The organism is Arachidicoccus sp., assembly GCF_050436765.1.
GTDB lineage: Bacteria > Bacteroidota > Bacteroidia > Chitinophagales > Chitinophagaceae > Arachidicoccus.
The window spans coordinates 1-19,066 of record NZ_JBNQGD010000187.1 but is presented as its reverse complement, the minus strand read 5'-3'; the positions used below and the strand labels follow the sequence as shown (position 1 = coordinate 19,066).

15 protein-coding genes are annotated in these 19,066 nt (G+C 36.8%); 13 read left to right on the top strand and 2 right to left on the bottom strand.

The features are described from left to right. Window positions 1-158: 158 nt before the first annotated feature. From ACQR30_RS08210 to ACQR30_RS08150, 13 genes are all read left to right on the top strand, one after another. The gene (locus ACQR30_RS08210; RefSeq protein ID WP_429733906.1) at window positions 159-512 is read left to right on the top strand and encodes a four helix bundle protein; all 354 of its coding nucleotides are present in this window, start codon (window positions 159-161) and stop codon (window positions 510-512) included. Between the two features lie 54 nt (window positions 513-566). Beyond that, a complete protein-coding gene (gene rfbA / locus ACQR30_RS08205) occupies window positions 567-1,433 on the top strand; it encodes a glucose-1-phosphate thymidylyltransferase RfbA (protein ID WP_429733903.1) in 867 nt (288 codons plus the stop codon). 34 nt (window positions 1,434-1,467) lie between these two features. Continuing rightward, window positions 1,468-2,910 (top strand): lipopolysaccharide biosynthesis protein, encoded by a 1,443-nt coding sequence (locus tag ACQR30_RS08200; RefSeq protein ID WP_429733900.1) that lies wholly within the window; start codon window positions 1,468-1,470, stop codon window positions 2,908-2,910. Continuing rightward, window positions 2,907-3,995 (top strand): DegT/DnrJ/EryC1/StrS family aminotransferase, encoded by a 1,089-nt coding sequence (locus ACQR30_RS08195; protein WP_429733897.1) that lies wholly within the window; start codon window positions 2,907-2,909, stop codon window positions 3,993-3,995. The genes ACQR30_RS08200 and ACQR30_RS08195 overlap by 4 nt, the downstream gene beginning before the upstream one ends. Continuing rightward, window positions 3,988-5,265 carry an ATP-grasp domain-containing protein gene (locus ACQR30_RS08190; RefSeq protein ID WP_429733894.1) on the top strand — a complete coding sequence of 426 codons (1,278 nt, stop codon included), beginning with the start codon at window positions 3,988-3,990 and terminating at the stop codon, window positions 5,263-5,265. Before ACQR30_RS08195 ends, ACQR30_RS08190 begins: the two co-directional genes overlap by 8 nt. A gap of 22 nt (window positions 5,266-5,287) precedes the next feature. Beyond that, window positions 5,288-6,349 carry a polysaccharide pyruvyl transferase family protein gene (locus tag ACQR30_RS08185; RefSeq protein WP_429733891.1) on the top strand — a complete coding sequence of 354 codons (1,062 nt, stop codon included), beginning with the start codon at window positions 5,288-5,290 and terminating at the stop codon, window positions 6,347-6,349. After that, window positions 6,349-7,350, top strand: coding sequence for a glycosyltransferase (locus ACQR30_RS08180; protein WP_429733889.1), 1,002 nt, complete (start codon window positions 6,349-6,351; stop codon window positions 7,348-7,350). Before ACQR30_RS08185 ends, ACQR30_RS08180 begins: the two co-directional genes overlap by 1 nt. A gap of 1,585 nt (window positions 7,351-8,935) precedes the next feature. Continuing rightward, window positions 8,936-9,625 carry a polysaccharide lyase gene (locus ACQR30_RS08175; RefSeq protein ID WP_429733886.1) on the top strand — a complete coding sequence of 230 codons (690 nt, stop codon included), beginning with the start codon at window positions 8,936-8,938 and terminating at the stop codon, window positions 9,623-9,625. Between the two features lie 13 nt (window positions 9,626-9,638). Then, a complete protein-coding gene (locus tag ACQR30_RS08170; protein WP_429733884.1) occupies window positions 9,639-10,637 on the top strand; it encodes a glycosyltransferase family 4 protein in 999 nt (332 codons plus the stop codon). Between the two features lie 102 nt (window positions 10,638-10,739). Further along, entirely contained in the window at window positions 10,740-11,492 is a 753-nt protein-coding gene (locus tag ACQR30_RS08165) for a WecB/TagA/CpsF family glycosyltransferase (RefSeq protein ID WP_429733881.1), read from the top strand. A gap of 8 nt (window positions 11,493-11,500) precedes the next feature. Then, complete coding sequence (gene wecB, locus ACQR30_RS08160) at window positions 11,501-12,646, top strand: non-hydrolyzing UDP-N-acetylglucosamine 2-epimerase (protein ID WP_429733878.1); 1,146 nt, start codon at window positions 11,501-11,503, stop codon at window positions 12,644-12,646. A 28-nt stretch (window positions 12,647-12,674) separates the two neighbouring features. Further along, the gene (gene wecC / locus ACQR30_RS08155) at window positions 12,675-13,874 is read left to right on the top strand and encodes a UDP-N-acetyl-D-mannosamine dehydrogenase (RefSeq protein WP_429733875.1); all 1,200 of its coding nucleotides are present in this window, start codon (window positions 12,675-12,677) and stop codon (window positions 13,872-13,874) included. A gap of 235 nt (window positions 13,875-14,109) precedes the next feature. Continuing rightward, entirely contained in the window at window positions 14,110-14,529 is a 420-nt protein-coding gene (locus ACQR30_RS08150) for a VanZ family protein (protein ID WP_429733872.1), read from the top strand. A gap of 680 nt (window positions 14,530-15,209) precedes the next feature. On the opposite strand, the gene ACQR30_RS08145 is transcribed toward ACQR30_RS08150, so the two are convergent. Beyond that, window positions 15,210-16,868, bottom strand: coding sequence for a hypothetical protein (locus tag ACQR30_RS08145; RefSeq protein WP_429733869.1), 1,659 nt, complete (start codon window positions 16,866-16,868; stop codon window positions 15,210-15,212). A gap of 19 nt (window positions 16,869-16,887) precedes the next feature. Further along, entirely contained in the window at window positions 16,888-17,592 is a 705-nt protein-coding gene (locus ACQR30_RS08140) for a hypothetical protein (protein WP_429733866.1), read from the bottom strand. Window positions 17,593-19,066 lie beyond the last annotated feature (1,474 nt).

Here is a 19,066-nt window from a genome sequence, read left to right as displayed (position 1 = left end):
AATGTAACCAGTGGCGCGTATCAGAAGTATTACGAACAGATGTACAAGTAAAAGATTGATCAAATGATGACGATAACATGGTCACAGAATAAGCATGGGACAGTGATTTCGTAAGGACCAATAGATAGATTGATAAAATAACATGATAATTCTATAAAATGCTACAATCACATAGAGAATTAAAAGTATGGCAATCTGCCATGAGTTTGGTTCAGTTGATTTACGAATTGTCAGCAGCCTTCCCTGAAGAAGAAACGTTCGGGTTAAAAAATCAGATTCGAAGAGCGGCAATTTCTATTCCTTCTAATATCGCAGAAGGCTTGGGTTCCAATGAAGAAAGAACAGCTCATTTATATATTGCCTTAGGGGCGTTAGCCACCTTAGAAACACAATTAGAGATTTCAAAAATGTTGGGCTATGTAAAAGGAATAGAGATCATCGAAGAAAACATGAAGTATACCACAAAAGCAGTTTCAAAACTTATTAAAGAACTCAAAAAAGAGTACAAATAATGTAAAAAAGTTTGCTACCACCTAACAAACTAACCCATAAATAAGATAAGAAAAATGAAAGGAATAATACTGGCAGGCGGATCCGGCACAAGATTGCACCCTCTAACAAAAGTGGTTTCCAAGCAACTCCTGCCTATCTATGATAAGCCCATGATCTATTATCCGCTATCGGTTTTGATGTTGTCCGGCATTAGAGATATTCTTATCATCTCTACGCCACAAGACCTACCCAATTTTCAAAACTTATTGGGTGATGGAACACAAATAGGATTAAGTATTCAATATGCACAGCAGCCCAGCCCTGATGGTTTGGCACAGGCTTTTATTATTGGCGAAGATTTTATCGGGGGCGACGATGTATGCCTCATATTAGGCGATAATATTTTCTATGGTGCAGGTCTGCAAAAGCTGTTAGCCAGCTCCGTACAAACAGTAAAAGAAGAAAAAAAAGCGACAATCTTCGGGTATTATGTAGAAGACCCTGCCAGATACGGGGTCGCCGAATTTGACGCTCAAGGGAATGTCTTAAGTATAGAGGAAAAGCCGGCAATACCTAAATCTAATTACGCAGTAGTTGGTTTATACTATTATCCCAATTCGGTTGTAAAAATGGCAAAACAAGTAAAGCCATCTGCCAGAGGAGAACTAGAGATCACGACTATAAACCAAAATTATCTTTCAAAAAACAAATTAAAAATGCAAGTGATGAGTCGTGGCTTTGCGTGGTTAGACACCGGTACCCATGAATCACTGACGGAGGCCACTGAATTTGTAAAAGCGGTAGAAAAACGAACAGGTCTAAAAATAGCTTGTATTGAGGAAGTCGCCTACAAAATGAAATATATAGGAAAAGCAGAGTTAGAGGCACTGGCAAACACCTTACAGAAAAGCAGTTACGGGCAATACCTTTTGGGTTTATAATTAAAAATCAGGCTAAACAGCTATTATTCAATAAATGAGTTTAAAAAAACAAGCAATATCCGGTCTCTTCTGGACTTTTACCCAACAATTCAGCGTACAGGCTATTAACGTAATTGTAGGTATTGTCCTTGCCAGAATTTTAATGCCTTCAGCATTCGGATTAATTGGCATGCTGGCGATTTTTGTGGCTATCGGAGCTTCTTTGATGGATAGCGGAATGACATCTTCTTTAATTCGTACTACCAAAGCAGATCAGGGAGACTATTCTACTGTATTTTTTGTCAACCTGATTTTCAGTGTTATATTATATCTTGTTATATTTCTTTGTGCTCCTTGGATTGGTGACTTTTACCGCCAGCCTATTTTGATACCTATTGTAAGGGTGTACACCATTTCCTTTATTATTCGTGCTTTTGTAGGAGTGCAGACCACCAAACTCACCAAGGAAATGCGTTTTAAGGAGCAGATGCTTATGCAAATTCCCTCTAGTATTGTAGGAGGGGTTGTCGGTATCATAATGGCTTACAAGGGCTATGGAGTCTGGAGCCTGGTATGGATGAACTTGGTGCAATCTTTTCTTTTCACTTTACAACATTGGCTTTTTGCCGGCTGGATGCCGAGTTTATTAATTGATAAAACCAAGCTAAAATACCATTTTCATTTTGGCTATAAACTCACCATTTCCGGTTTAATCGATACAATTTACGACAATATTTATAAAGTCGTCATTGGCAGATATTTTGCAGCAAGCGAGTTAGGCTATTATACGCAAGCCCAAACCTTACAGATGTTACCCGTGGGCAATATCTCCACGGCTCTGGGAAAAGTAACCTATCCGATGTTTGCCTCTGTAAAAGATGATAATGTCAAATTAAAAAATGCTTATCGTAAATTACTGCATCAAGTCGCTTTCTGGGTCGCTCCCATGATGGCTCTAGCTATTGTCGTGGCCAAGCCGCTATTTATATGGATATTAACAGACAAATGGTTGCCTGCTGTGCCTTATTTTCAAATACTCTGTATCACGGGTGTTTTGTATCCCTTTCACCTCTATAATCTGAATATTCTGAATGTCAAAGGTCGTTCTGATCTATTCTTAAAATTAGAAATTATCAAGAAAATAATTATTACGGCGGGCATTATTATCGCCATCCCTTTCGGAATATACGGCTTATTGATTTTCAAGGTAATTAATTCCATAATTACCTTTGGAATCAATGCTTACTACAGTGGCGATTTTATAAACTATAGTGGTTGGCAACAGATCAAGGAGGTATCCCCTATCTTACTGATTTCCTTCTTAATTGGTCTTTCCCTTTGGCCTGTGAATGAATACTTACTCCTGCGTTCCCATTTATCCAATTTTATAGTGGTGCCACTGTTGTCTCTTGCTTTCGCAAGCCTATACCTGGCCCTATCGCGGCTTTGTAAGATTGAAGCTCTGACGGACTTTAAACAATTAATTTTAAAAAGATGATACCGGTATCTAAACCTTTTTTACCTCCTACAGGAGAATATGACACCTATTTGGATGGTATTTGGCAACGCCAATGGCTAACCAATATGGGCCCCCTAGCAAGTGACCTGGAATTAAAGTTGAAAGCATACTTGGCAGTAAAACATTTATTGTTTGTCACTAACGGAACGGTTGCACTTCAAATGGCGATTAAGGCACTCCATTTAAGGGGCGAAATTATTACTACACCCTTTTCCTTTGTAGCGACTTCCAGCAGTATTGTTTGGGAGGGATGTAAGCCTGTGTTTGTAGATATTGATGCAAGCTCTTTAAATATCGACGCGAACAAAATAGAAGCAGCCATTACGCCGGCAACCTCGGCTATTTTGGCGACCCATGTTTATGGTAATCCATGTGACGTAGAAACGATTGAAAAAATTGCCCAAAAACATCATTTAAAAGTTATCTATGATGCTGCACATGCATTTGGCGTGCAAGTCAACGGCAGATCGGTTTTTGAATACGGGGATATTTCCACTTGCAGTTTACATGCAACCAAACTTTATCATTCAGGAGAAGGAGGATTGATTATCACCAAAGATCCGGCCTTGCTTAAAAAACTGGCCTATATCCGCAACTTCGGTTTTGACGGACCGGAAGCCTTTGCAGAATTGGGGATCAATGGGAAGAATTCAGAGTTTCATGCGGCCATGGGTTTGGCCAATATGAAATACCTGCCGGCCATTCATACAAAGCGTAAACTGCTCACAGAACGCTATCAAAACCTTTTGCAGCATGCGAAAGCCTTTACTCCGCAATGGAATAAAGAAGCAACCATGAATTATGCCTACTACCCTATTGTCTTTGAAACAGAAGAATTGTTACTGAGAATTATAGAACGGTTAAAAAGTAATGAAATTTTTGCAAGGCGATATTTTTATCCTTCGTTGGCAAATACCCTACCCTATATAGAGCAGACGGCCATGCCTATTACAGAAGATATCGCTAAGCGGGTACTTTGTCTGCCGCTATATTTTGATTTGTCAATTGAAGAAGTGGATTTGATTTGTCGATTAATCTTAAGAACCCAAAATAACAATGAATAAAGTATTTAATGTTTTAGTTTTCCCTTGCGGCTCAGAGATTGGTCTTGAAATTTACCGTTCTCTAAAATATTCACGGCATATTAACCTTATAGGAGCCAATAGTACAGATGATCATGGTAAGTTTATTTACCCCAATTATATAGAAGGACTGCCTTTTGTGAAGGATCCCACCTTCATTAGCGCGCTAGCTAAAATAATTAAAGAAAAAGACATCGATGCCGTTTATCCTACTATGGATTTTGTTATTGCCTTTTTAAAGGAAAGAGAAAATTTATTAGGCTGTAAAGTAATCGCTCCGCCAGTGCAGACAACTATTATTTGTAACTCTAAACTGGCCACCTATGATCATTTCAAGGGACTTATTAAACTGCCTCTTTTATTTAGAACAGTAAACGAAATATACCGTTTTCCTGTCTTTATGAAACCCGATGTCGGCTATGGTTCGCGGGGCGCAAAATTGATACATAATAAAAAGGAAGTTATAAAGCATCAAAATGATTATCCCGATTCAATCATATTAGAGTATTTACCCGGAGAAGAATATACGGTGGATTGCTTTTCAAATTCCAAAGGAGAACTGTTGTACTTCCAAGCTAGGAAAAGGGGCCGAATTTCAAAAGGCATCAGTGTAAATACTTTCCCCGTATACAGCCGAACAGAAGCATTTTCTTTCTTTGCCCATAGAATAAATGAGCGGCTCTCTTTTCAAGGCGCATGGTTTTTCCAGGTAAAAGAAGATAAAAATGGGCAATTAGTTTTATTGGAAATCGCAAGCAGGTTAGCCGGCTCCTCTTCCTTATCAAGGAATCTGGGCGTTAATTTCGCCATGCTAAGTGTGTTTAATTGTTTTGACATCCCGGTAGGAATAATAAAGAATAATTATTTCATTGAATTAGACAGAGCATTAGACAATAAATATAAAATAGATATAGATTATAAAGTCGCTTATATAGACTTTGACGATTGCCTGTTACTCCAAGGCAAGGTCAACACGCAACTGATTGCCTTCATCTACCATTTGCAAAACAATAATATCGAACGCATACTTATTACAAAGCATGAATTTGACATACAGGAGACTTTGCGAAAATATAATTTACAGCATCTTTTTACAGAAGTAATCCATCTCAAAAAAGAAGAGGAGAAAATGAATTATATCAAGCCGGATGGGGCCATTTTTATTGACGACGCTTATGCAGAGCGAAAAAAAATTCACGAAAAATATGGCATTCCGGTCTTTGCACCTGACGCTGTAGAATCTTTATTTTAAAACTTTATAAACATACATAAACATGAGAATTTTACACACATATTGCTTGAATTTTAATATTGGCGATTACGCCTTAGGTATTGGTGTTAAAAATCTATTGCGTGACAACTTAGAAGTCGAACTTATTGGCAATACCAACTTACAGGGAAGGGTCTTTGATGAATATTATATTAAAGAAGTAGTAAACAAACGATATGATTTATTAGTTATTGGAGGCGGCGGCATTATACACGGCGCTCATTGGCCCAATGGCTGGTTTTGGTTAATAGACAAAGATTTGATCAAAGAAATAAAAATACCCTTCATTGTCTATGGTGTTGGTTACAATTATTGGAAAGAAGAAGGAGGCATTCCTGCAAGAGGTATCGAACATCTTAAGGAAACAATAAAACACGCAGCCTATTTTTCTGTAAGAAATGATGGCAGTGCACAAAGGTTATTAGAACAAACGGGTATAGAGGCACCCGTTATTCCTGATCCCGGGTTTCATGTGGACTTAAATACGCAATATCAAAACTTTGTAAAAGAGTCCTACGTCATCGTTCAAATTGCAAATGATAAGCCGGAAAGGAGGTTTGGAACTGCAGAAAAGCAAGCGAAGTTTATCAAAGAAATGCGGGCAGTGACCTTTAACCTTTCCAAGAAATACAAAGTAATATATGCGCCTCATGTTCCCGATGACATAGCCATTAGTAAAGATATCTGTCAGGGAATCGACAACACGGAAGTCTGGGATTTTGGATATTTCGCATTTGATCATTCAGATAAAGCAGTGGGTTATTATAAATACGCGCAGTTTGTAATTGCCATGCGCGGCCACGGGCAAATCGTCCCCATATGCTTTAATACACCTGTCATCGCCTTGGAGAATCACCCCAAGCACCGCGGGCTCATGGAAAACTTAGGGCTATTGCAATATAACGTGAAAGTAGACACCACAGATTTTGAGCAGACCTTAAGTAAGACGATCGATTTACTAGAAAACAACAGAGATGCTATTATAGATAAGTATAAAGCCATCAATAAGGAACTCCTGATGAGCTCCAAAAACGCATTTCAGGAAATTATTAATAGTATTCAATAATGGAAGATATACTTGTTAGCATTTGTTGCATAACCTATAACCACGCTCATTACATTGGAGAATGTCTCGACGGCTTATTAATGCAGCAAGCAAATTTTAAATTTGAAATACTTATTAATGACGACGCCTCTACCGATGGCACAAGTGATATTATAAGAGATTATGAATGGAAGTTTCCGGATATCATAAAACCAATTTATCAAAGTGTTAATCAATATTCCCAGGGTCAGAGAGGCATGAATATTAAATATAATTTTCCCCGGGCAAAAGGGAAATATATAGCTCTGTGTGAAGGCGATGATTACTGGACAGATCCTTTAAAGTTACAGAAGCAGGTTGATTTTTTGGAAGAAAATATTGATTATGGAATGATACATTCAGATTCGCATATCTTTTTCCAATATAAGAAGTCATTGGTTGAAAACTGGAATAGACATAAACATTACCACATACCCGAAGGCAAGGTTTATGAACTACTACTCACAGACAATTTTATTAAGACTTGTACAGTTATATTTCGAGCAAGTTTATTTACTCCAGATGAATTTAAAAAATTATTTACAAATTCTTGGGCTATAGGGGACAAAGTTCTTTGGTTGCATTTAGCTACTCGATCAAAGTTAAAATATTTAGATCAGTCGACAGCCGTCTATAGAATAAATGAGGAATCCGCATCACAATCTAATGATTACAAAAAAAAGGCTCAATTCAATCAGGAATCTTTTAATATTTCTACCTACTTCATAGAGCGTTATGATTGTTCCAATGAGACGAAGCTCGTTTTAAATTGCACATATAATAAGAAGCAATTTTTAAATGCCATCCTTGGTCAGGACAATCAACATTTAAAGAAATATTTCAATGCGTTTAGAAACCAACTTAGCAAAAACGAATTACTTAAGTACAAAATCCTTTACAAATTGACAAAAAATAAATACGGCTTAAAATTATGCAGTAAAATATTCATAAAGCTAAGGGTTGGTCAGTTTAAAATAAAATGAATTCAAAATTCGAATTACAAAATACTACATTAATTAGATACCATTATTTGAATGTTTAAAAGTTATACCAAATATTTTTTTTATTTCTTAATAATTAAAACGCTATTAGATTATTTTTCTCCTTTGAGAACTATCAATATGGCAGTGGAATTCACTTTTTTATTACCCACGTTAATTAATAAAGAATTTATAAATTTTATAATATCGCGAAAGCTAGTTGTCACTATTTTATATTTTATAATTTATCTTATTTACTCCCATTTTAGCGAGACATCCATTAAAATATTCGCCGCAGTATATTTCTTTTTATCAACCTATTTTATTTGCTTAAAGATTAAAATAGGTTCGCTCCGGTATATACTAAAGAAAATTATGTTATTAAATATTATAACGGGATTTGGCATAATTATAATTTCGGTTTTACGAGGTTTTTACTTCCATAGAGAAGTATACAATTTTGAGCATGTGAATTTGTTCGGCTCCTATTTGGTGTTCTCATCCATGTTTTTTATTATTTATGCCGATTTAACCAAATTGAGGCCTCGTCTATCATTGAAAAGAAAAAGGAAATTAAAAATCTACCAATTGTTATTCACCGGTGTAACAATTCTTAGTACCTCTACGGGTTCCATATTAACTCAATTTACTTCTTGGTTACCTATAAATAAGATAAGATTTAGAAATATTCTAATGTATTTATTTCTACTAATAGCCATTGTATTTCTTTTTTATGTGATTACGGAAGAATATGCGCCAAAATTATTTAATAAATTATTTGGAACCTTCACGGTATTAGATAATCTCGGTCTTAGTAAATTCTATAATCAAACAAAAAACTGGGATTTAGACTTTTACAATTTACAGGATTCAGGATCCTTTACTTGGCGACTAGGGGCATATATTTTTTACATAAATAAAATTTTCAATCAAGATCTCATACATATTTTGTTAGGTAATGGCAATGATTCTTTTTCACAGTTTGCCAGTTTTATGCCCCATAATGATTTTATAATGATTCTAATTGATTATGGTTTAGTTGGCCTGTGTTTAATGTTGAGGTTCCTAATTCTACTCTATAGAAAAGCTACCAAACGCTTTACGTTCATTAAAATATTTATAATTTTTATCTTCTTAAGATTGGGTTTTGAAAATATTATTTATTCAAATTATTTATTATCATGTATAGCTGTGGTTCTCGGAATCGTGCTAGCGTTAAATAGCAAAATTAGAAAAGCCATTCAAAGTTAGATTTAAGAAGTACGAAAGCCTTATTGAGACAAAAGTTTAAAATAATGTTTTGTAATTAGGGATGTATTTATACTAAAAGAAGCATTGCATATGCTTAATAGCTACAAAATGAGTTTGAGTTAATTTAAATAGATCATGTAATGTGTATTCCAAGAAGAGAATGTTATTAATAAATTCTGTGTAAAGCTCAGTGATTGGTAATAAGGTCTAATTATGGATGATAATCTTTCAGCTCGAAAGAGTTTTAATTATAAAAATGATAATTCGCAAACAAATTTTCCTATTCTTCAATTTAACCCTAATTGGATCATGTGTTTTTGCGCAAAGGAGCAGGTTAATGTCAATTACTGATTTAAAAGCAATGGGAATAGAACATCTTGATACAGCCACAGGGAAATCAATTTTACTTTCTACTCAAATAATCAAAGACGGGCTACCTTCTTTTAGATTTGATTTAAAAAGAAATGACAAAACGGTAGCAGATGGGAAGCGCGCAGAAATTGCTGTCAAGTTAGAAAATAATCCTAACGCCGATCTCTGGTTTGGCTTTAATATGTTTTTACCTGTAAGCTATATCCCAGATCCTATTTCGGAAATAGTTGCGCAATGGCATGCCCGTCCCGACTTTAACAAAGGGGAGACATGGAGATCACCTCCCATAGCCTTGTCTACAAAAGATGGCCATTGGTGGCTAAATATGCTTTGGGCAAAAAATGTCGTAAATACCAATAAAACTATTTCAGGAAGCAGGTATGTGGATTTAGGAGAATATCAATGTGATCAATGGACAAATTGGACATTTCATATAAGATTTTCCTATAAAAGTTATGGAATAATTGAAGTATGGAAAAACAAGAAAATGGTGTATAATCATAAAGGCCCCAATTATTATAATGATAAAAAAGGCCCCTATTTTAAATTCGGAATTTACAAATGGGAATGGATGAAGAAAAATATAAAAACTGTAATCAATGAACGCGTTTTATATTTTAATAATATAAAAATAAGTGGTGAAAATTTAAACTAAGGCTTAGCAAATCATGAAAGTATTATATGTAACCAATATGTATCCCCATAAAAATAATCCTTATTATGGAATATTTGTAAAGGAGCAAATTGATACCATAAAGCATAAATATGGTGCCATTTTAGAAAACGAAGTCTTTTTTATAAATGGTAAGGCCTCCAAAGCAAATTATTTGAGATGTATTTTTCAGATAAGAAAAACGATACAAAAATTCAAACCGGATTTGATACATATCCATTATGGTTTGTCTGGTATTTTTTTACTATTCCGCTTTCTATTCAAATTCCCGGCTTGTATTATTACGCTGCATGGCGGCGATATTAATAGTAATAGAAAGGAAAATGGATTCATTCGCCAAGTTACCTACCAAATAATTAGGAGGGTTAAAACCATTATTGTACTTAATCAAGACATGGAAGAACAATTGAAAAAATATCACCCTAAGCTTCTACGCATTGCCTGTGGTGTAAATACGGAATTATTTAAACCATCGACAATAAAAATGAAATATTATAAAGATAGGGAGTTAGACTCTTGTACTATCAATATAGGCTTTCCCGGGTCAAAATCAAGAGGTGTGAAAAATTATACGCTCTTTTCCAAAATAATACATCTCCTTCAAGAAAAAGGATACATAGTCAATGAAATTGAATTTGTAAACATGAGTAGAGATCAAATAAACATTAACTTAAATTCAATAGATCTTCTTCTTATGACTTCCATCAGCGAAGGGTCGCCTCAAATGATAAAAGAAGCGATGGCTTGTAATTGCCCCATTGTTTCAACTAATGTTGGCGATGTAGGCTATTTATTAAAAGATGTAAAGAATTGCTGTGTAGTTGATTCCTTCTTTGAGCACGATTTTATAGAGAAAATAGAAAACATTTTATCACAAAATAAAATAGAAAGAGTCTCCAATGGAAGGGAAAGATTGATGCGCTTGGAATTAGATGCCGATAGTGTGGCCAACAAAATATTTAATGCCTATGAAAAAGCAATATTAAAAGAATAATTGATTCGGGCTTTAAGCACAACATGCCTATTTTAGAATAATATAAAGAGGAAGTCAAACATTAATTTTTGAGCCTCTAATGAAAACGCCAAAACTGATTAGATGAAAACAAAGAATATTCCAACTGTCGAAATATTAGACTGCCCGGTTCATAGTTTAACTATGCAGCAAACATTAAATATTATTAAGGATGCTATTGAGCAGAAAACACAAATGCATCATGTGGTGGTCAATGCTGCTAAACTAGTCCATATGAGAAAAGACGAAGAACTTAGATCTTCTGTACTAGCTTGCGACATTATCAATGCGGATGGGCAGAGTGTAGTGTGGGCAGCAAAAATTTTAGGCGAGCATTTACCCGAAAGAGTATCCGGCATTGATCTAATGAATAATTTGGTGGAATGCGCCTACCAAAAAAGTTATAAAATATTCTTTTTAGGTGCTAAAGAAGAAGTTGTAAAAAAAGTCACAGAAGTTTATATACAAAAATATAACCCGGATATCATTGCGGGTTATCGGAATGGTTATTTTAATCCAGATGAGGCGGCGGATATTGCGAGCCAAATTGCGGCAAGTAAAGCTGATATTTTGTTTGTGGCAATTACTTCTCCTAAAAAAGAAATCTTTTTAAATAAATATAAAGGCATCATCAATACGCCTTTTATTATGGGCGTGGGCGGCTCTTTTGACGTCGTAGCGGGCTATGTAAAGCGGGCACCCTTATGGATGCAAAAGAGAGGATTGGAATGGTTATTTAGGGTCATTCAGGAACCTAGAAGGATGTGGAAAAGATACTTGGTCACCAATACACTCTTTATTACAGCTGTAATTAAAGCAAAATTAAAAAGAAAATAATACTTATTATGAAAAAAAAGAAAATTTTACTCGCTTTCGGAACAAGGCCGGAAGCTATTAAAATGGCACCCTTGGCACTCGCGCTTGAAAAGATGGGTGATAGATTTGAAACGAGAATTTGCCTTACAGCACAACATAGAGAAATGCTGGACCAAGTCATGGATTTCTTTGATTTAAAACCTCATTACGACCTCAATCTTATGAAACCCGGTCAAAATCTTTACGCTCTCACCGCTGCTATCATCACTGGAATGAAACCTGTATTGGAAGACTTTAAGCCAGATTATGTACTTGTTCATGGAGACACAACAACATCCATGGCAGCTGCAGTGGCTGCATTCTATGCAGGTTGCAAAATTGGGCATGTGGAAGCCGGATTACGTACTTTTAACAAGTGGGCACCTTTCCCCGAAGAAATGAACAGAAGCTTAACCGGCAAATTATCAGATGTGCATTTTGCACCCACAACTACTTCTAAAAATAATTTATGTAATGAAAATATTGCTGAAGAGCAAATCATTGTAACAGGTAATACTGTAATCGACGCGCTCAATATTGGGCTGGATATCGTTGAGAAAAAAGATCTGAGCAGTATCAAACTGCTTAACAAAAAATTTCTGTTTGATAAACCAATGATATTGGTTACTGGGCATCGACGAGAAAATCACGGCGAAGGCTTTCTACATATTTGCGCCGCTTTAAAGCAGATAGCACAAAATGAATATGTAGACATCATTTATCCCGTTCATTTAAATCCCAATGTACAAAAGCCGGTATATGATATGTTATCAGGTATAGAGAATATACATTTGATAACACCCCAGCCATATGAGGCTTTTATTTGGCTCATGAATAAAGCATCTATTATCATTACCGACAGTGGTGGTGTTCAAGAAGAAGCACCTTCATTAGGTAAGCCAGTGCTCGTGATGCGCGATACTACAGAACGACCGGAAGCGGTGGAAGCGGGGACAGTAATACTGGTCGGCACTGATACAGATACGATCGTACGTGAAACAATTGACCTTCTGCATAATAAAGACAGATACCACAAGATGGCTTCCGTGCATAACCCTTATGGAGACGGAAAAGCTTGTGAACGTATAGTGCAATATCTGCTAGATGCAAATAACGAATCTAATTCCACTCATTAAAAAAGTATAAATCAATAAAAACAATAAAATGAAAGTTGTATTTATGGGGCTTGGTTATATTGGCCTTCCCACAGCCGCTGTAGCGGCAAAACATGGTATAGAAGTTCTTGGTGTTGATATCAATCCCGAGGTCGTGGCAACCATCAATCAAGGGCATATACATATTGTAGAACCCGCATTAGACAAAGTAGTAAAAGAAGTAGTCGCCAATGGTCGATTAAGAGCCGCTTTGCAACCAGAAGAAGCAGATGCATTTTTTATAGTAGTACCTACGCCCTTTAAACAAAATCATCGGGCAGATATTTCTTATGTAGAATCTGCAACCAAGGCTGTTATTCCTTTCCTTAAAGAGGGCTCTTTATATGTTATTGAAAGTACATCTCCGGTTTTGACCACAGACAAAATGGCGAGCTTCATTTTTAAAGAAAGGCCGGAGCTAAAAGGTAAAATTCATATTGCTTATTGCCCAGAAAGGGTTTTACCAGGGAATGTCTTGCATGAACTAGTACACAATGATCGGGTTATTGGTGGCATAGATGAAGCAAGTACCGATAAAGCGATTGCATTCTATAAACAGTTTGTAAAAGGGGAATTGCATAAAACAAATGCAAGGACCGCAGAAATGTGCAAACTTACGGAGAATTCCTCCAGGGATGCACAAATTGCATTTGCCAATGAACTTTCTATGATATGTGATAAGGTGAACATTAATGTATGGGAGCTTATTTGGCTTGCCAATAAGCATCCTAGGGTAAATATACTTCAACCCGGTTGTGGCGTTGGGGGGCATTGTATCGCAGTAGATCCCTGGTTTATTGTTTCTGACTTTCCGGAACAGGCACAAATGATTAAGAGAGTTAGAGAAACAAATGACTATAAATCGGATTGGTGTGCGAATAAAATAAAGGAGGCCTGTGTGCAATTTGAAGAGCAGAAAGAAAGGGAGCCAGTGGTCGCTTGCATGGGACTGGCGTTTAAACCGGACATTGATGATTTGAGGGAGTCGCCTGCTAAATATATCGCTTCACGCGTAATTAGTGAAGTACGGGCAGAAGTGTTAGTCGTGGAGCCAAATATAAAAGACCATAGCAGCTTTAAGCTTATAGATTATCAGGAGGCATACCAGCAGGCAGATATCATCGTCTGGCTAGTTGCACATAAGCCATTTATGGAGATACCGAAAGATAACTCTAAGATAGAGATGGATTTTTGTGGGGTTCGGAAATAGATGACGCATGAGAAGACCGATTTGTGGTTTATAAACTATGAATTATAATGTTTAGCGGCGGTGAAAAATAGTGCGCCGGGGGCAGATAATTCAGCGAATCCAATGACGCAGAATTTACTACCCTCGGACAGCAAGCCAGCCAGAAAATTACTGTTGAATACTTTAAACATGGGTTAGGCAACTTTGTCTTCAAGGGCTAAAGGTGAGAAAATTAAATCTTAGGAAATACTGCAGCATGAGACTATTAAAATATTTTTCAGTCATCTATTTATTATTATTAGCCTATACTGTTATCGGTATTCGCATTTTTCCAGTAGATCATTATAAAATATCGCTGGGCTATAATTTAATCCCCTTAAAAAAGTATAGCGACATAAAAAGCCTCCACCAAAGTGCAAGAGTATTGGTAAATATTGACTTTTGGGGAAATGTCCTTTTGTTTATCCCCTTCCCCTTTTGTATCAAAATGCTATTTAAAATAAATAACAAATGGCACCTTCTTCTCTTTGGATGTATAATGAGTATAGCGATAGAGATTTCTCAATATATTTTCCGGATTGGTTTCGCAGATATCAATGATGTCATTACTAATTCAATAGGGACGCTGCTTGGGCTTCTATTTATAGTCCAAAAAAAAGTGAGCAATGAAAAATAACAAGTTGAAAGTAGTAAGGTATCCGAAGGAGAATGTTCAATGAACTGCTATGAAGAAAAACAGTTTATTGAGCAGCCTCCAGTTAAGATTACCAAGACGATGGAAGAACAGAAGTTCTAAGCCATAAAAGCTTGATCAGAATTTCCATCATATACCCGCTCCCTTCCCTATTGTGTTTATAGGTATCATCCATCAGAACTTTTAACAAATGGACTTTTTTACAAATTATATCAAATCTATTTGATAATGACTCCCTCAGGTATTAAAGAATTAGTGTCATGCCTTCCTATGCGTCAAGATTCGCAGGTCATTTACGTATTAAAACTACTGAAACCTCTTATTCAGTTGGACGCAGGGAGTGAATTATGTTATATTATCTTAACTTAGATTCACGCTCTATCGTTTCTAAATTGGGGGGCAGTCTCTGTAGACTCCCCTCTGAAATAGTCATACCCGCCCGAGCAAACTGAATCGCCGATGTTCGATATTTGACATTCGTAGTCAAGCTCCTATCTGTCACTTACCAAGTTATAATATCGTGCGTCTTTTTTCTGATTTGCCCGTTGGCCCTTAAGAAAAAACTTGAATAAAGAGTAAAAGTACCCTACCGGCTTTTAGACCAATAGAATACTTTTAAAAAATAAATCCATATTTAACTCAAATCCATTGGAAGGGAAGCATTATTCCAACTGGTCACAAGCCTGCTGTAGCATATCTAAATTTGTGGCCCCGGCTTTTGTACCAATAATTTCTCCTGCAGATTGATTGTCCCCCACTGTGGCGGAGTTGTCCGCAACGATTGAATGATTATTGACCACTTTAACAGTAGAACCCCAAATAGCTTTAAAATCATATTTTTTAGTGATGTCCAATACATTTGTTGATATATAGCCTTTTGTTACCTTACCTAATAAAAGGTATGCTGAATTCGGGCTTCCTGCTATTTTGTAATATAAGTAAAATGTCGGCAAGATAGCTACCGGAGCATTTTTATTGGGGCAACGAACATATAGTTGCATTGTGGTCAGCGGATTGGTAGTTAAGGGTGATTTAGCGATAGTAATATTTTGACGTCCTGCACTACACGGATCTGTGATATTTGAAGACGCCAAAACATTCCCTGCGACATCATAGGCTTTTATAATTATCGGCATCTGCGGCATATCGACCAGTGTTAGCGTATCTCCATTAGTTGCTGTCAAAGTAGTTTGCGCTATTATTTTATCTGCAACAGTTCCATTACTTACAGCAGAAAAGACCTTAAAAATAATGGGACTCGTAATTCCCTTAGGCAGCCAACTGGCCTCTAATTTATATTGCAATTTGCTACCGCAGGATGTCGTTAAATTACCCACCATAAACCAGGTTAAATGGCTTGTACTAATATAAACTACAAGCTTTCCACCCACACTAACAACGGTCCCTGCACTTTCGTATTGCCAGAATCCTTTAGCAGTGCTAAAACTATAAATATCCAGAACATCTCCAGCCTTAATTTTAGTTCCTGTTACAGGGTTGTTGTAATTAGGGTCTAATTGTAAAGCTATTTGTATGGGGGTTGTAAACCCAGTTACCTGGGTTCCCTTCAAGGTTACAGAAACCTCGCTAAGCCCTGCAGGCAAAAGCGCGCCGGAAGTCGTACCGTTAGCTGCAACAATAGCAGAATTGGTCAGTCCACCACCAGGAAATACACTTAATGCATCGTTGTCAGCCGTATTAGCAGTTAGAATAGTTACGACCAAATTTGATCCGCTCACCACATTCCCATCTATATTTTTAAATTGTGTACCTGTAGGAAAAGTCACCCCTGTCTCTTCTACGGAACCATTACCTGCAGTCGTGTTGATCGTTGTATCCGTTGTAACGGTACCATCATTGTCCACAGGCAGCGTATGCGTTTCAACTTCAACACCCGCTGGTGGGTTTGCTATGCTAACCAGCGTTACATTTTTTAAGCTACTGCTATCGTTCGCTCCAATTGAAACCGGAATGTTTACAGGTAAATATCCTGGTTTAGAAATGAGCACATTAAAATTCACCTTAGCAGATCCCGTCGGGTCGCTATTAGGATTAACGCCCAGCGCTAAAACACCTCCTGCGATGCTATAGGTTTGATGACCATCCAAATCGAAGATCTTTGAGGCGTCCACTCCACTTAAAGAGACAGTGGCATCATCAATAGAAGCACCTGAGCTACTAGCGACCTGTAGCAAAACAGTGTGATGAAATATATTGGAATCCACACTCACCACTACATTTTTGAGTGGGTTGGTACATCTAAAGACGCCGATTCCTGCAATAGCCAATATTAGTACAAAAAATATAGAATTACGTTTCATTATTTTTCTTTTTATTTTATTAAAATCTATAACTTAAGCCGGCCTGAACAACTGGCAGCCAATGATAATTTTTTAAATTTTGTTGAATCGTGGCCTCGTTAGAAGTATTCCCTTCCAGTAACTTATTGGCAGACATACTTACATCAGGGGAAGATAAATAATAAGTACCCAGGTCAATATTCATAAACAGTTTGGGTGCTACTTTCATAGCTCTTAACCCAATGCCCAGATAAGGAGCAACAGGTTTCCATTTTGCCGTCCCAGAAATTGTTCCTTGATTTTCTGGACTTATAGGAATGTCTCCGTAATAGTATGCATTCTTTGGCGTCGCTCTAACATCTGCCTGGGCTTTAAAAAAATAGGCGATTCCTGCTACTGCCACCAATTTCTGTGTAAAATCAGGATGATCCAACCTATTAAAAGGACGAAATTCAAATTGTGCCGCCACATTCATATACCTGGCCTTCATGTGAAGATTATAGGCTTGGCTTCCCCAGCTGCGTGCATTATTGAAGCCCACGGGCGCGTCACTTACAGACAACCTATAAGCAAAAAAATCATTTTGCTTATAGGTAAGATGAAGCCCAAAGCCTTGGGTTCCTACGTGCACTCCTATGAAAAAAGGAGCACTATGATCATTGCTACTAGAATAATCCAGCACTCGCTGGGCTTTCAAACTTATGACGCCCATAAGGAGGACGAAAAATAAGAGCGGTTTTCTCATTTTGTTTCAGTATAAATTTTAAATAAGTTTTATTCTTAACTTCCAATAACACTGCGCATCTATCTTTCAGCATTTCTTATATTATAACCAAAGGCGGACTGTGTCCTATTTGCCGACATGGCTACATTACTGTTGGCAGCTTTGTCATTCCAAATTGAAATCAAAATTAAGCGATATATCTCGCTTAAAAAAATATTTACAATGATAAATTAAAAAATAGTGGACTTTCCTCTTGTCAAGGATATTTTAAACGGGAATTTGTAAGAAAAAAGAACTTATACTAAGCGCGCGCTTATCCAAAAATGAGATAGCAGAGCACAATTAGGTAACATTTCTTGCCTAATTTATCTTAATCAGGGAAAGCCCACTCGTTGTTAGAAGTAGCAGAAAAACGAATCAACACGAACAGCAATTCATTTTTCATGACAGGCCTTATTCATATACATTCTCCATAAAACCGCGCGTTTTGCCATCTGTCTCTGTTAAAAAAATACCGTTCTTTTCCCTCTTCTCTATTTTATTGATCAGTCCTTCTTTTAAGATAGTCTTAGCAAGACGCTTTTGTTTTTGCGACACTTACATTTAGGGAATTCGCATTTTTGATTTGCAAAACCATAGGAGGGCTAAATTGAGGAAAGGTAAACTTCAATATCGCCTTCTTCACTATTCGACCATCTTGAAAGCGGGCGTACTTATTAGAGATAGCGAAAGTACACCTACGGATCAAAAGGTCTTAATGTCTTAATGCTGTACCGGTAAATGAATAATCCTTTGCCGATTGATTTTTCATATATCCGAAGCATAGGGAGAAGATTACGAAGAACAAGACTTTTCCAATAAGATGAAGAAGAAACGCTAAGGCAGAAGAATCAATAATTTTCCTGTAAGCGCCTCAGGAAAGCAAATCAGGCACAAAATTTCTAAATTTTTACAGGGATAATAACACCTAGTTATGAATGTATGATAATAATATAAATATGAAACATTCGGCTATTCAGGCATTTCTCTTTAGTGCTTTCGAATATGGCGCACTCTGCCTACACGCCAAACCCGAACGCGTTTTGGTTTATCTATTCGGACGAATGTGCATTTCTCAGGAGAGATAACCGTCTGCAAATGTACAAGAACAGTAAAGGCTAAGACTGCTATAAAGGCATTTCACTGACATTCCAACGTAATGTATTGCGGGAGTTTACAGCAAAATGAATACGACGGAGATACCTAAAAAAGTTTTCAAGTTAGAGCTAAGTCCTTTGGGCTTTCTCCTTGTCGTCTCATATTTCTTATTTCAGGTGCTTTTCGAAAAATGCTTCCAGCTTGATACCCTCAACAGGTTGTTTAGCTCATTGCGGCTGAATTTCTATTGAAAATTCATTGTAATTTGCTATCTTTCGGTTACGGCGGAAGGTCTTATCTGATTTTTCTCAACAAGCCATATGTCAACCCGTTGTAAGCAATTTTATCGAAACCCATG